The sequence below is a fragment of the Neptuniibacter halophilus genome (genome assembly GCF_030295765.1).
Classification (GTDB): Bacteria; Pseudomonadota; Gammaproteobacteria; order Pseudomonadales; family Balneatricaceae; genus Neptuniibacter; species Neptuniibacter halophilus.
The window spans coordinates 3,472,587-3,487,521 of record NZ_AP027292.1 but is presented as its reverse complement, the minus strand read 5'-3'; the positions used below and the strand labels follow the sequence as shown (position 1 = coordinate 3,487,521).

Annotated in this window: 15 protein-coding genes; 3 read left to right on the top strand and 12 right to left on the bottom strand. The window is 52.8% G+C overall.

Annotated elements, in window-relative coordinates:
• Positions 1-9 precede the first annotated feature (9 nt).
• Entirely contained in the window at positions 10-600 is a 591-nt protein-coding gene (locus QUD59_RS16330; RefSeq protein WP_286238253.1) for a uracil-DNA glycosylase family protein, read from the top strand.
• Here QUD59_RS16330 and QUD59_RS16325 read toward each other — a convergent pair.
• From QUD59_RS16325 to QUD59_RS16305, 5 genes are all read right to left on the bottom strand, one after another.
• Complete coding sequence (locus tag QUD59_RS16325; protein ID WP_286238252.1) at positions 597-2,564, bottom strand: transglutaminase TgpA family protein; 1,968 nt, start codon at positions 2,562-2,564, stop codon at positions 597-599. The genes QUD59_RS16330 and QUD59_RS16325 overlap by 4 nt on opposite strands.
• The gene (locus QUD59_RS16320) at positions 2,554-3,528 is read right to left on the bottom strand and encodes a DUF58 domain-containing protein (RefSeq protein WP_286238250.1); all 975 of its coding nucleotides are present in this window, start codon (positions 3,526-3,528) and stop codon (positions 2,554-2,556) included. Before QUD59_RS16320 ends, QUD59_RS16325 begins: the two co-directional genes overlap by 11 nt.
• A gap of 1 nt (position 3,529) precedes the next feature.
• Positions 3,530-4,450 carry an AAA family ATPase gene (locus tag QUD59_RS16315; RefSeq protein WP_286238249.1) on the bottom strand — a complete coding sequence of 307 codons (921 nt, stop codon included), beginning with the start codon at positions 4,448-4,450 and terminating at the stop codon, positions 3,530-3,532.
• A gap of 98 nt (positions 4,451-4,548) precedes the next feature.
• Complete coding sequence (locus tag QUD59_RS16310) at positions 4,549-4,854, bottom strand: hypothetical protein (RefSeq protein ID WP_286238248.1); 306 nt, start codon at positions 4,852-4,854, stop codon at positions 4,549-4,551.
• A gap of 187 nt (positions 4,855-5,041) precedes the next feature.
• On the bottom strand, positions 5,042-5,527 hold the full coding sequence (locus QUD59_RS16305) for an FKBP-type peptidyl-prolyl cis-trans isomerase (RefSeq protein WP_286238247.1): 486 nt from the start codon (positions 5,525-5,527) through the stop codon (positions 5,042-5,044).
• Positions 5,528-5,773: 246 nt separating this feature from the next.
• On the opposite strand from QUD59_RS16305, the gene QUD59_RS16300 reads away from it, so the two are divergent.
• Positions 5,774-6,046: a hypothetical protein gene (locus tag QUD59_RS16300; protein ID WP_286238246.1), complete on the top strand. Its 273-nt coding sequence runs from the start codon at positions 5,774-5,776 to the stop codon at positions 6,044-6,046.
• 105 nt (positions 6,047-6,151) lie between these two features.
• Here the strand turns inward: QUD59_RS16300 and QUD59_RS16295 are convergent, their stop codons facing one another.
• From QUD59_RS16295 to QUD59_RS16265, 7 genes are all read right to left on the bottom strand, one after another.
• Positions 6,152-6,931, bottom strand: a complete 780-nt coding sequence (locus QUD59_RS16295) for a response regulator transcription factor (protein ID WP_286241052.1) — start codon at positions 6,929-6,931, stop codon at positions 6,152-6,154.
• A gap of 559 nt (positions 6,932-7,490) precedes the next feature.
• Complete coding sequence (locus QUD59_RS16290) at positions 7,491-7,967, bottom strand: DUF2947 domain-containing protein (protein ID WP_286238245.1); 477 nt, start codon at positions 7,965-7,967, stop codon at positions 7,491-7,493.
• Between the two features lie 94 nt (positions 7,968-8,061).
• Complete coding sequence (locus tag QUD59_RS16285) at positions 8,062-8,952, bottom strand: sensor domain-containing diguanylate cyclase (RefSeq protein WP_286238244.1); 891 nt, start codon at positions 8,950-8,952, stop codon at positions 8,062-8,064.
• A gap of 129 nt (positions 8,953-9,081) precedes the next feature.
• Entirely contained in the window at positions 9,082-10,239 is a 1,158-nt protein-coding gene (locus QUD59_RS16280) for a type III PLP-dependent enzyme (RefSeq protein ID WP_286238243.1), read from the bottom strand.
• 118 nt (positions 10,240-10,357) lie between these two features.
• Positions 10,358-10,960: a CBS domain-containing protein gene (locus QUD59_RS16275; protein WP_286238242.1), complete on the bottom strand. Its 603-nt coding sequence runs from the start codon at positions 10,958-10,960 to the stop codon at positions 10,358-10,360.
• Positions 10,961-11,041: 81 nt separating this feature from the next.
• A complete protein-coding gene (locus QUD59_RS16270; RefSeq protein WP_286238240.1) occupies positions 11,042-11,785 on the bottom strand; it encodes an FAD-binding oxidoreductase in 744 nt (247 codons plus the stop codon).
• A 117-nt stretch (positions 11,786-11,902) separates the two neighbouring features.
• A complete protein-coding gene (locus tag QUD59_RS16265; RefSeq protein WP_286238239.1) occupies positions 11,903-12,205 on the bottom strand; it encodes a hypothetical protein in 303 nt (100 codons plus the stop codon).
• 158 nt (positions 12,206-12,363) lie between these two features.
• On the opposite strand from QUD59_RS16265, the gene hrpB reads away from it, so the two are divergent.
• Positions 12,364-14,877 carry an ATP-dependent helicase HrpB gene (gene hrpB / locus QUD59_RS16260; protein ID WP_286238238.1) on the top strand — a complete coding sequence of 838 codons (2,514 nt, stop codon included), beginning with the start codon at positions 12,364-12,366 and terminating at the stop codon, positions 14,875-14,877.
• The last annotated feature ends 58 nt before the right edge of the window (positions 14,878-14,935 follow it).

The following is a 14,935-nucleotide window of genomic DNA, read 5'->3' as shown; positions in this document are numbered from 1 at the left end:
GGGAGAATAATGCAGAAACTACTCACTCAAATCAGGGCCTGCCGCCTCTGCGAAAGCCACTTACCGCTGGGGCCTAACCCGGTGATTCAGGCTTCGCCGTCTGCCCGGCTGCTGATTATTGGTCAGGCACCGGGTACCCGTGTCCATGAATCGGGCGTTCCGTGGAATGATGCCAGCGGCAATCGATTGCGCCAGTGGCTGAATACAGATACAGAAACATTCTACGACCCGGCCAGGGTCGCGATTATGCCTATGGGTTTTTGTTACCCCGGAAAAGGCCGCTCCGGTGATCTGCCACCACGCCCGGAATGCGCACCGGCCTGGCATTCGCAACTGCTGGCACATCTTCCTGAGGTTAAACTCACGCTGCTGATCGGGCAGTACGCACAGCAATACTATCTCGCCGGAACAGATCTGCTGAAGCAGCATAAAACACTGACCGAGAGAGTTCGTCATCATACGCTGTGGCCTGCCGGGTATTTTCTGCTGCCCCATCCCTCACCCAGAAATCAGCTATGGCTGCAGCGAAACCGATGGTTTGAGCTGGAAACGCTTCCGCTACTACAACAACGGATAGCCGAACTGAAGCTCCATGACTAACGAAAACCAGCCAGACAATCATCAACCAGCGGTTTAAGGGATGCCTGAGCCCCCTGTACCGGCACTGGCGCATAACGCAACTGTTCGTAACGCTGCGCCAACTGAGTCAGCTTGCTCTGCAGTTCCGGGCGAATCTCAGCCAGCCGCCGGCAATAGTGCTGCACTGTCTCGCCCGGCGCACGGGACAGTCCGTGCCGGCCCAGTGCTTCAGAAAACCGGATAATCTCCAGATCATCTTTATGTCTGGATTTCGGACGGTTGCTGCGCATCATCAGTAACGTAGTCACACCGATAACCAGTGTGAATGGCAGCAACAGAAACAACGCCAGTTTCAGGTAGGAAATCTGCCCCAGCAGCGAACTGAGTAATGAAGCCTGATTATGGTGATAGTTGAGTACCCACTGATGCCATCCGTAGTTGAGTGCTTCCAGTCGCAGGCGCAGGCTACTGATCACACCGCTGCGCTTCAGGGTCCAGCCTACCAGCGGATTATCGGCCAGAAACCCTGCTTCCAGGGACAAGGTACCCTCAGCCGGCTGCTCTACGCGCTGCGGCGCGACAGCCGCTGTCGGGTCGATACGTTGCCAGCCCTTACCCGGCTGCCAGGCTTCTACCCAGGCATGAGCATCATACTGGCGCACGAGCAGATACTGATCATAAGGATTCCACTCTCCTCCCTGATAGCCGGTTACAACCCGGGCTGGAATCCCCGCCAGACGCAACATGAGCGCCGTTGCGCCGGCAAAGTGGCCACAAAACCCGGTTTGCGTCTGAAACAGGAACTGATCAACCATTTGCCGCCCAAGCAGAGGCGGCTGCAACGAATAAGTGAAACGCTGATTGTAATAACTCAGAATTCTGTCGAGATAAGCCTCATAGCTGCCGGTTTCACGCCACCAGCGTGCAGCCAGTTCACGGGTCTGCGGATTCCCGTCCGGTACAACCAACTGTCGTTGCAGATCAAATATCTCCAGATCTGCATCAATAGCAACGCCGGTAACAGAACTTAACCTCCACTGCCGCCGCTCATTGATAATCCGGCGACTCTGCAACGTCTGATCAGCATTCAGTTGTACCTCTGAGGGCCATTGACCCGGGTAATCCAGTGCTGGCAGATAGCGCTTTCCTGTGGCCTCAAGAATTAACTGATAGCGATAGCCTGACCCGGCTGTACGGGTTCTCTGCTCAACGGCCAGTGCCGGTGCCTGCAGATTTTTCCAGCGCCGCCCATCGAAATCGTTGAGTACCAGTGCACGCCAGTATAGTTCAGACTGGGGCGGCGGCGCCTTATCGAACTCGACCCGAAATGCAACCTCGGCAGAACGGGTCAGACGACTGATATCCCCCGGTGACATCTCTTCAGCCAGACCGGTTTTTGCAGCCGACTGGTCAAGCCCCATCTCCCAAAGAGGGCCAATCCGGGGCATCCCCAGGAACAACACCACCATCAGTGGCAGTGCAGGCACAAACATCAGGCAGACACGTTTGAAGGGCAGCCAGAATGCACAGTTACGGGGAAGATAAACACAGAGCAAGGCGGTACTGATCACCAGCAGGGTCAGGAGCACATAAAGCCCCATCAACATGGTCTGGCTGAAAAGAAAGGTCATCGCCGTAACCAGATAAGCCACGTAGAGGACAACCAGTGCATCCCGGTGTTTATAGATCTCGAGCATTTTCAGGCCAAAGCCGATGATCAGTAGCGATACGGTAGAACTGATTCCCCCACCGGAGCGAAAACTGATTAAAACCCCCAGCCCGGCCGCCACAACAATGATCAATTTAACCCAGCGTGGCGGGAACGATGCGCGCCCGGTAAACACCAGAAACCGCCAGAACAATGCCCCCAGTACCAGTGGCGGAATCCAGAGTGGTAAATGGCCCAGATGCGGCAGAATCACCAGCAGCACGCTGAGCATCTGCCAGAGCAGCGCGGTACGGCTCAGTTGCAGATTACTGATCACGGCCCGCACCTCCGGGAAAGAGTGCAGCCGCAGTCAAAACCCGCTCAAGTTGTTGCGGCCCCCTGGCTGGCAGAATCTTCTGACCCGGCAACAGCACGCCATACTCAACGCCTTCATGTTCAAGCTGGATAGCCCAGTAGCAAAGCACCGAGAGTCGTTGCTCTGTAGCCAGTTCCGGCCATGATTCCCAGTTCAGCCATACCTTACGGCTCTGCTGCCCGAGGAAGCGTTTAATCAGCAGGCCACGCCCCTGAGCATACTGTTTCCAGGCGATATGCCGGCTGGAGATACCAGGCTGATACTCATCCAGCCCGGAAAAATCTTCTCCGCTACTGTCATTGCCCAGCTCGCCCTCGCCATCTCCCCCTTGTGATTGCGGAACCCTGCCCGGGTGTGGTTTAGGAAACACCAGTGCGCTGATATCCGGCTCCAGCCAGCTCCACGCACAGACCAGACCAAACGGATAGCGGGTTTCGATGCGCAACAGACCCGGCCTGAGAATACCTCGCTGGCGGGCTTTTACGTTGAGCATCACCTGCTGACTGCTGCCCTTACTCAGATAAACCTGTTCCGCAGGCTGGCCCTGCCAGTTCAGACGGATACTCTCGTAATGACGCTGATTATCTGAATCCAGACTAAGGTAAAACTCTGCCATATCGCCGGCATAACAGTTCTCCCCTCTGAGTACCTGCACCCGAAGGCCGGAAAGATTGAGGAAGGTGTAATGGATGGTAAGAATACCCAGCGCCACCAGCATGAAACTGACCCCGTAGATCAGATTATTCTGGTAGTTCACCGCAATCAGAAACAACACCACAATAAGCAGCAGATAGGCCCACCCGGCCGCACTGGGGAAAATGAAGATCCGTTTCTGATTCAGCAGGATTGAGCGCCCACTGGGACGGCGCGAGGCCGCCCAGCGGTTTACAACCTCCCGCAGAGGAGTGATCAACCCGGTCAGCATCTTAGCCAACCACGTCAACGTCACTGAGCAGCTTGCGAATCAGCGCGGTGCCACCCTGTTCAGTGTAATCCTCGGCGGCACGCAGACGGTGGGCGAATACCGGCTCCAGCAGCGTCTGTATATCCTCCGGCACAACATATTCCCGCCCACTGAGGTAGGCCCACACTTTTGCCGTATTCAGCAAAGCAAGACTACCGCGGGGCGAGATACCGTAATCGAAATCAGCAGATTCACGGCTGTATCGCACCAGCCGCAACAGATAATCAATTAAACTGGACGACGCTGAGACTCCGGCCGCCTCCTGACGGCACTGCTGCAGTTCTGCAACGCTCAGGCCAACCGATAGCTGAGGAATTTTTTGTCGCGCATCGCCGCCGCACAGCAGATCCCGCTCCGCCTCCTTAGAGGGATAACCCAACCGGATTCTCATCAAAAACCGGTCTAGCTGTGATTCGGGCAACGGAAAGGTGCCATATTGAGAGACAGGATTCTGCGTGGCAATGACAAAAAAGGGATCGACCAGCGGATAGGTTTCCCCTTCAATACTGACCTGACGCTCCTCCATCGCCTCAAGCAGCGCACTCTGGGTTTTCGGGCTGGTACGGTTAATTTCGTCGGCCAGCAATAGCTGTGTAAATACCGGGCCTTTGTGAAAAACAAACCGGCCGTTACTGCTATCAAAGATCGCCGCACCGAGTATATCCGCCGGTAACATATCACTGGTGAACTGTATCCGCTGATAATCCATGCCCAGCACCTGAGCCAGCGCATGTGCCAGGGTTGTTTTCCCCATACCCGGCAGGTCTTCTATCAGCAGATGACCACCTGCAATCAGGCAGGTTAACGCCTGCCTGATCTGCAACTCCTTGCCATACAGCACCTGCCCAACCGACCCGATGACCTGATCCAGCTTGTTACGCATAACTCCCTAACCTCATGTCAGCATGAGGATTAACTATGCCAGCAAAATGAAGGGGCTGCCTAGCCCCAGAACCCAAAAGAGCTGAGTTAAAAACCTGCTCAGAATTTCAGCGGGATTGATTCCTTATGGTAATCGGCAAAATCAGATCGACAGGCCTCATCATGGGTTTCGATCTGAACCAGATTGGCTTCATGCACACCGGCCTTCAGGCAGATCTGGTAACCCTCTTTTACATTCTGGCACGTCACCACATTACCGCTTCGGTCTTTAATCAACTCTTTCTGAACCGCTTCGTCCTGAGTAAACTCAACCTCAATGACCATGGGACCATGACCAGATTCGATAAAATTTACCGCCTTCAACTTATGCTGCTGATTAAGATGATCCAGTTGCTCAATATTCATTTCAACACCCCCGACGACGATCACTGCAGTAAACAGACACCCATAAAGGATAGTTAAAAAATATACGTAATAAAGACACACACAGACCATTTATGGCGTTAATGAACGCTAATAAATTTTTCAGGCGTATATTTAAGGCACAAAAAAGCCCGCACAGACAGGCGGGCTTAATCACTATTTTTCAGGCTTAGTGGTCGTGGTTGCAACCTTCACCATGAACATGACCGTGTGCCAGTTCATCTTCTGTAGCAGCACGCACTTCAGTCACTTCAACACTGAACTGCAGCGCCTGACCGGCCAACGGGTGATTACCATCCAGAGTGACACCATCTTCCTCGACCGCTACCACAGTCACCGGCTGCTGACCCCATGGCGCTTCAGCCATAAACTGCATGCCCACCTGAATATCATCAATGCCCTGGAAGTTGTTACGGTCAACTTTCTGGATCAGCTCTGCACGCACTTCGCCATAACCCTCTTCCGGCTTAACCAGCACATCCAGTTTGTCGCCTGCAACCTTACCAATCAGAGCATTTTCAAGACCGGAAACAATATTGTTAGCGCCGCACAGAAAAGGTAAAGGCTCCTGGCCTTCAGAGGAATCCAGTACCTGGCCCTCCTCGTTCTTCAGGGTATAGTGAATCAGTGCTACTAGATTTTCTGCAATCTGCATGGGGAATACTCATTGATTGAGGGAGGCGCTGAAAAGGGAATGCCGAAAACAGCAAACAAAAAACAAACGTCAGCCCGGTTAGCTTTTAAATCGTTCCGAGGGGCAAAGCCTAACAGTTTTCAACCTCGCTGCCCAAAAAAAATTCATTTCGCCTCCGGCAAAATAGGAAATATTCCTAAGCTAATCCTGCCCGTTCTGTGATAGATTAAGGCCTGTGTTAAAACACAATCAGGGAGGATTTGTAACATGGAGAACGCCTGCAACCTTTGCTACAACCTGGTACTGCATTACCAGCCCCATTCCGAGCTTAAAAAAATCAGCGAACTGCGAGACAGCGAATTGTATAAGTGCTGTTGTTGCAACGCGTATCTGCATAAGCAACGCGGCGAATGGGAGATTATCAGCGCAGGGGAATTTTGCGGAACGCCGGAACAGCGCGAGCAGAAGATCCGGAACGACTCAGAACCATGCAGCAACGGCGAACAACACCTCTATCCGCTCAGCCAACAGGCAAGTTAAGAATCCTGCGAAAGACCTGCGAATAAGTCGTGCATCTGCAAGCTTCAGGAGATACAGAGCACTAAAAGGGGTTATTTGCAGGCTGCCTGAGCCGATTCATTCCGATCAGAACAAACCGACCTCATACATAATGGAGATGAGCTGAGTTTTATTTCTGGCTCCGAACAGCTTTTTAGCACGGGTAATATGATAGGTAATCCCCTCTTCGGTCAGCGCCAGTTTATCCGCAATACTTTTAACCGGCATACCGTGTGCTGTCATACGGATGATATGCAGACAGGTAGGTGAGAGAATTTCCTGAGTCAGGTAAGGGTTTTGCGGCTTTTCAGCGACGGCCTGCAGCAACGCATGGTATCGGCAGAGAATAGGCACCAGCCATTCACTAACACGACTGAAAAACTCACGGAACTCATCGGCCGGCAGTTTATGGTACAGGCCAAAATAGTGAAACCAGTAGGCATCTGCATTGCCGGGAACCGGAATAAATACCCTGGAATTCACACCCTGCTTCTGCCAGAAGGTTTCAGCATAACTGCCCTGACCACCTGCCATATCATCAGCGAGGAAAGGCTTGGTAATACCCGGCAGATAATCCCAGATAAGATCATGCTGAACCACATCACTGTAGTAAGCTTTGACCACTGAGTCCGGTAAGGAACCGATAATATCCGAACCATTTTCCCAACGCTGGCGGTAGCTTTCGCTGCTCAGAGTATTGGCCACCGGTTTGCGGGTCAGCACCGAATAGGTGAAATAAGGAAAATCGAGCTGATTCAACAATTCATCAAGCTCTTTGAGCAGCTTATCCCATGTGCACTCTACAGCAAGAACGGGCGCTTCCTTAAAATCAGGCTGCTGCTTTAGCTGTAGAATCAGGCTCTCCATATCTTGCACTAAAACACTCCATAGCAATGTACGCCGGGTTTCTTCGGGAAAAGATCAACTTTGGAAACAAAGCAGCCCAAAGAAGTGGCTGATTCAACATTCATACAGAGAGACGTCGCAGGCAGCGATCCTTATCATTTACCACCAAAACATCCCTATCTTCATACTAATAATAAGCCTATTCTTAATATGAAGTAGTACCAAAACCTATAGTATGATAGGTTATTTTTCGGTAAACAAATAATATTTTTGAAAAAAAACTAAATAACTCTTCCTCGCAGCATAAAATAAACCATAGCCATGTAAGGGCTATTATTTCCCTCTCCTCACATGACCTTTACAGAACGCTGAAAAAATCGCTGTTACGTAGTGTTCAGACGTAAATCAGACCAGCCGTAATACGCAACAATCAACAGGCTAATACCCCCTGTTGCGTCGACATATATACGTGGAGATGAAACAACAGATCTCAGGCGGGTTGAGGTCTTAACCCAGGATCGCTTTACAACCCGACATGCCGGGCCCTGTTAAGAGCGCCATCGCACCGCCTGCAAACAGATCAGTTCCGTTCGCCGATACGGTAATTACCGTTATCAAAAAACTGAACGACCTTTTTGCGCTTACGCCCTATCAGTAGCGGGCCATTGTCAAAGAACAGGAAGTTTTTCCAGTAACGTCGCCATACACCCCAACTGGTTTCGATAATATGATCACTGTGATAACAGAAAAAAACCCGGGTGTTATCATCCCAGTCTTGCAGATACTCAGCCAGCAGGCCCGGCAGATCCGGCTTATTCGAATCCCACGCAGACTGCCAGTAATCCCCTTCAGCCCAACTGCTGTCTTTACCGGCCCAATCTTCCGCTGAAAAATGCTCAGGGTGAGAGCAGCCCCGACTGATATGCTCGGCCCAGATCTGCTCTGCGCGCTGTTCGGTTAGCGGCCGAATCTGTTCCAGCGCCTCGGCCGGAACCGGCAGGTCGCGATGACGGAAGATCCAGGCTTTGCTGTACTGCTCCATTGGTAAATAGTTCATTTTATACTCTTTGATACCGGGCCCGCCGGGGCCCGGAATTAAAAAAGGGAGCACCGGCTCCCTTAGCTGTAATCAGGTGCTGATCCGGTCGGAATCAAGCTTCACCCTCAACACGGTTGTACCCGCTCTGCTTGGCAATAAACAGATTTTCACTCGCGCGGCGCAGCATGTTATCGGAATCGTCATCAGGTCCGTTCAGGGCAGCAACGCCGACACTGACCGTGAAATGCACATCACCTGCTGCATAGGGGATCTCCATCTCCTCCATCAATTTACGCACGCGGTTTCCCGCAGCCATACCCTGCTCGTGGTTGGTTTCCGGCATGAACATCACAAACTGATCGTCACCGTAACGGGCCAGAAAATCGGATGTTCGCTTCATACCATGAATGGAGGTAACCAGTTGCTGTAATACCTGATCGCCACAATCCCAGGAATAGTTGTCGTTGAGGTCACTGAAATGATCCACATCGATGACCATCAGACTGCAGACCCAGTCATAACGCTGTGCCTGCGCTATTGCCTGCTCCAGTACCGGTCGCAGTGCGCGGCGGTTATAAGCACCGGTCAGTGGATCACGTTGTGCCTGACTGGTGACCTGACGCTCGAGGCGCCTTTTCGCAGACGTATCACGGAACACCGCAACCACCTGACCCGCTGCCGGACTGCAACGCAGCTCCAGCCACTTGGTTTCAGACAGGCCCTGCTCCCGCAGAACAGGTACATGTTCAGGACGTAACTGCAGATCAGCCTTGGTGGTTTTACCCTGTTCCGATGCTTTAACGGCTGCGGCAACAATCTCGCCACTGATATCCGCTGGCAACAGATCACTGAGCTGCCTGCCAGCAACTGCATCCGCATCAATCCAGTTGGCGGTCCCGGTCGAGCAGGACAATACCAGACCCGAGGGTTCGAGAACCATTACGACATCTGCGGTTGCATTCAGCAGTGCGTCATAGCGCGCTTGAATCTGTTTATCGGACATCCACTATTCTCCAATTAACCAGACAAAAAAATGGCTTAACAAAAAGATAGCCGTTTGCCACGCTATGAACAACCTGTTTGCAGATTTTTCTATGCAGTTTATTGATTCACAACGACTATTCTCACTGACTTACAATATGTAGTAGTCAAGCGGAGGAAAGCCATTAAACTCTATGGAGCTGTAGCTGGTGGTATAGGCACCGGTAGATAACCAGTAAATATGATCGCCAATCTCAAGCGATAACGGCAGCTCATATTTATGCTGTTCATACATAATGTCGAGACTGTCACACGTAGGCCCGGCAAGGATCACCTCCTCTTCAGGCCCACTGCGACTGGTCGCCAGCGGGTATTTAATGGCCTCACCCAGGGTTTCGATCAGTCCGTTGAACATCCCAACGTCGGTGTAAACCCAACGTTCAAGTGCGGTGGATGACTTCCTTGAAATCAGCACCACTTCAGAAACAATGACACCGGCATCCCCGACCAGCGACCGGCCCGGCTCAAGAATAATCCGCGGAACTTCGTCGCTGAAATCCTCCTGCAGGAAGCGGGTAATCTCTTCTGCATAGGTGCTGAACTCATTGGTTTTCTGCAGATACATTGCCGGAAAACCACCACCCATATTGATCATTTCCAGGCGGATATCGTATTCCTGAAGGAGACGTTCAAAGATGACCTTAACTTTGGCAATCGCCCCGTCCCAGACGTCAATATCCCGCTGCTGAGAACCGACGTGAAATGAGACACCGTATGGGTTCAGGCCCAGCTCTCTGGCAAGGACCGCTAATTCCACTGCCATCTCCGGATTGCAGCCGAACTTCCTCGACAGCGGCCAGTCCGCACCTTCGGAACCATCTGTCAGCACCCGGATATAGATATCAGAACCCGGAGCACAGCGCGCAATATTTCTCAGATCCGCTTCAGAGTCGGTGGCAAACATGCGCACACCCTGCGTGTAAAAGTACTCAATCGCTGAGGCTTTTTTGATCGTATTACCGTAACTGATACGACCTGGCTCTACGCCGTATTTCAGCACCTTGTCGAGCTCCTGCGGGGAGGCAATATCAAAACTGGAGCCTGATGCAGCCAGCAGCTCAATAATTTCGTCCGCCGGATTTGCTTTTACCGCATAGTAGATATCTGCCTCGGGGAAGCCCCCGGCCAGTTCATCGTAGCGTGTTTTCACTACGGAGAGATCAAGCGCCAGAAACGGCGTAGGATATTGGTCAGTCAGCGTCTTGAGACGAGACTCGGCACCCTCAGAGAAATGCTGCGGTAAGATCATGCCACTATTCACCAGAAAAAATGAAGGTTAAGTTCATACCCCGCCAGAGAAGCAGGGTATGTGAAGCGGGCGAAGTATAGTCAGTAAAATATGCGCAAGTCCAGCGTTACAATGACCGCTACATTTCGCCATCACCGGCGATAACTTTTTCGATATCTGCGAAGCTCTTAGCCTCATACATCACGTTAAATCCGATGCGCAGACAGCGCGAAATATCACTGGCCGAAATAATACCCCGAATACCTGAATTACCTTCCCGATTCTGCTCTACGACCACCACATGCTGATCGCCGGAGTTTTTCAGGGTCAGCATCACATCTCCCACCCGGGCATCAACCAACTGATCATAGGTCAACGCCCTTATACTCAGCTTACCCAGCATGATATGCCGCACCTGAACCTGTTCACGACTGATCCCGTCTTTTTGCATAAAGGCCATCACTTTGCGCCCGAGAATATCTGCCGAAGTGACGATACCGGTAAAGTTATCGTGACTGTCTATGGCAAACAGCAAACGCACATGCTGACTTTTCATATATTCCAGCGCTTCCTGAACCGAGATCGACTCAGAAACAGTTACCGGTCTGACCTGATGGAAATCAGTGAACACATCTATCGCAGGACTGTTCAGCGTTGTTCTGGAATCAGCTAACTCCGGGGTGAAAACATAATCCACATCAGCCGTGTCCTGTAGTCTGATATGCCTGAATGCTTCTAACATGCTGGTATCTCCTGATACGCCATACTCTGTATACAGAAAAGTATAGACAGGGATTCTACCCGCGCACGTTGAACCCGCGCTTTACATGGCGCTGTGCAGATATTTTTCCCGTTTCAACCGTGCCGGGGTAAACCCTAGTGCCTCAAAATAGGTTACTGACTGGTCTACCATCTGCGGATGGCCACAGAGATAAACCATATCCTGTTCAGCATCAGGCTTTAACGCATCAAACCGGGAGGAGACATATCCCGCGTGTTCAAAGGCGTGATGCACACGGCTCTGCCGGCTATAGCAGGCAGAAAAACTGAATTGCGAATGCTGTTCGGCAAATGCCAGAAACTCATCTTCGTAAAGCAGATCTTCCCGGTCACGAACCCCGAGTAAGAGTTCAATGCTGAGCCCGGGCTGCGTATTCATTCTGCGCTCAAGCTCCGGCAACATGGAGCGGTAAGGCGCAACCCCGGCGCCGGTGGCAATCAGCAGATACCGGTCGGGATCCTGCCGCGGCAGAATCAGATTACCAAAAGGTCCGGCCAGCTCAACCTGACTCCCCACTGATGCATCACGAAAATATTCACTGGCCTGCCCTCCTTCGAGCAGAGTGATCACAAAACTGAAGGTCCGATTTTCCCGGACATCCAGAGCCTGATTGACGATGCTGTAACTGCGAGTTTTGCTGCCTCCCTGAAGCGGGAAGGTCAGCGAAAAGAACTGTCCGGGCAGATAGCGAACAGCCTCCTGCGCATCATAAGTCAGCTCAAGTGATCGGGGCGTCAGATAACGTTTGCTGCTCAGCGTGAGCCTGATTTTCTGATTGATCAGCATGGCGGCCTCCCGACGTTGAAATCATTAAGATATATTATAAATACATCTTAATTCTGTTGCAGGCAAACTTCAGGCACAAAAAAAGCAGCCCTTGGGCTGCCCTATCGTGGTTGCGGATTAATAACCCAGTTCACTGGGATCAATCACCACCCCTAAGGAGCGCTTATCGACAAACTTACCTTTGCTGGTTTCTTTGTAACGGAAGGTCACTTTTTTACCCAGTTCAATCTCCAGCTCTTTATCCCCTGACATATAGGAGTACTCCTCACCATCCACGGTAATCAGGTGGATATAGTACGGAGGCATTCCCACCCACTCTACGTGAGGTCCGTCAGTTTCTACTTTTTCCAGTACACCACGACCTGACAGTTTGGGTGTTTTTTTATAGCCGCCCCGGCGACCTGCAAAATTACCAGCCATTAAGGCTCCTTAGCAGTTAACTTCATTTCAGACTCATTGCTGCCAGACAGTGCCGACAGCTCTGTCATTGTAGCTTTCCTGTGGAGCTGCGCCAAACAATCAGCAAAATACTGTTAAACTGCTTCACTCTTTATCGCTCTGAACTATTCATCCGGATTATGACCTCTTTGCCCATCGAATCCGCTCTGCCGGAACTGATCCACACCCTCAGCCAACACCATGAAGTCATTCTGGAAGCACCACCGGGTGCCGGTAAAACCACCCGGGTGCCCCTGGCCCTGCTCGATCAGCCCTGGCTGGAGGGTAAAAAGATACTCCTGCTGGAGCCCCGCCGGCTGGCAGCACGAACGGCGGCCCAGCATATGGCGGACCTGCTGGGCGAAAAAGTAGGTCAGCGTGTCGGCTATCGGGTACGACTCGATAGCCGGATCAGCGCCGCAACCCGAATTGAAATTGTTACCGAAGGGGTCCTGATCCGTTTACTTCAGGATGACCCCAGCCTCGAAGATTATGCGCTGGTTATTTTCGATGAATTTCATGAGCGCAGCCTTGATGCGGACTTAGGCCTCGCACTGACGCTCGAAGCCCGGGCGATCTTTCGTGAGGAGGCCCCCCTGAGATTGCTGTTGATGTCGGCCACTCTGGATGGAGCGATGCTTTCTGCGCTGCTGAATCAGGCACCGGTTGTTCGCAGCGAGGGACGCAGTTATCCGGTCAGGACAATCTATGCCGGCGAACCGGATCGTCAACAATGGCTGGAAGATAAAGTCATGCAGGTTGTGCAACAGGCGCTCACTGAACACAGTGGCAGCATTCTCTGTTTTCTCCCCGGTATCGGCGAAATCCGGCGTGTTGAATCCCGCATCCGGGAGCAGATTGATGCGGGTTCCTGGCCATCAGTCATGCTGACTCCGCTGTACGGCGATCTCAACCTCAACCAGCAGCAGGCAGCGATTCAACCCGCACCGGAGGGTCAGAGAAAGCTGGTACTGGCCACCAGCATTGCCGAGACCAGCCTGACAATTCAGGGCATCAGCGTGGTGATAGACAGCGGCCTCAGCCGTGAGGCACGCTTTGACCCTAACAGTGCCATGAGCCGTCTGCACACCCGTCGGGTAGCGCTGGCTGAAGCCACGCAGCGTCAGGGCCGTGCCGGGCGTCTCGGCGCCGGGGTCTGCTATCGGCTGTGGAACGAGAGCCAGCAACAACAGCTTCGCCCCTTTGCTCCACCGGAAATTCTGCAGGCAGATCTTTGTCAGTTAATGCTACAGCTCAGTTGCTGGGGAGTGACAGATCCGGCCAGTCTGATCTGGCTGGACCCACCCCCAGCTGCGCACTGCCAGCAGGCCAGAGATCTGTTACTGCAATTGGGCGCCATTACCCCTCAGGGCGCGACAACAGCACAGGGGGAAGCGATGGCGGCTTTCGCTGCCCATCCACGCATCAGCCATATGCTGATCAGGGCTCGCGAGCTGAATCTGGAACGATTAGCCTGCCGCATTGCTGCTCTGTTACTCGAGCGTGACCCGTTTTCTGATCAGGGCGCTGACCTGCAGCATCGACTCGACTGGCTGGATCATAAGCCCGGTCAGCACCGGGCACTGCACCAGCGTTTGCACAAACAAGCCGAACAATACCTGCGCCAGTGTCAAACCCTGCCTCCGGGCACGGAGAGCAACATTCCTCCGCCGGAGCAACCGGGGCTACTGCTGGCACTGGCGTATCCGGACCGGATCGCCTCTCAACGCAGTGAAGGCGCTGCCACTTACCGCCTCAATCAGGGACGTGCAGCCGAGATGCAAGCCTACGATTCCCTGACCCGGCATCAATGGATCAGTATTGCGCAACTACGCGGTAAACAGGGTCAGAGGAACGACTTTATCAGCCTGGCGGCAGCGCTCAACCCTGCGTTGCTGGAGACCCACATCCCAGAACTATGCAGTGAACGGGAGCAGGTTCGCTGGGATCGTCAGAGCGACCGCCTCATCGCCCGACAGCAGCGCTGTATTGGTGATCTGGTGTACCTTGAAAAACCGTTGCCCAGTCCATCGGAGGAGAGTGTCGTCAAGGCAATCATCGCGATGATACGGCAACGCGGTCTTAACCTGCTGCCCTGGTCGGATGAACTCCGGCAATGGCAGCAACGGGTGGTTTTTATCCGCAATCAGGCCACTGACAACCCCGAATGGCCCGACCTCAGCGATACCTGGCTGGAGCAAAACCTTGAGCACTGGCTGGGGCCGTATCTGGGTCAGGTGCGGGAGCTCAATGATCTGAACCGGTTAAATCTGGGCCAGATTCTGCAGGCACTGCTGCCCTGGCCACTGCCACAGCAACTCGATAAACTGGCTCCGGAGCGTTTTCAGGTGCCTTCAGGCTCGCGCATCCGGATAGACTACAGCAGCAACCCGCCGGTTCTGGCGGTTAAGCTTCAGGAGATGTTTGGCTGCATAACGACGCCCACGATCGGTCACGGTATCGCTTTGCAATTGCATCTGCTCTCCCCGGCCCGGAGACCTTTACAGGTCACTCAGGATCTGACCACTTTCTGGCAAAATGGCTACCCGGAAATAAAAAAGGAGATGAAGGGGCGCTACCCGAAACATCCCTGGCCGGATGACCCCCTGCAGGCACTGCCCACAGCAAAAACCAAGCGCCACCCGCCGCGTTAATTCCAGCAGCGGAAAAACAGCCCGGTTACTGAAACAAAAAAAACCACCTTAATAAAGG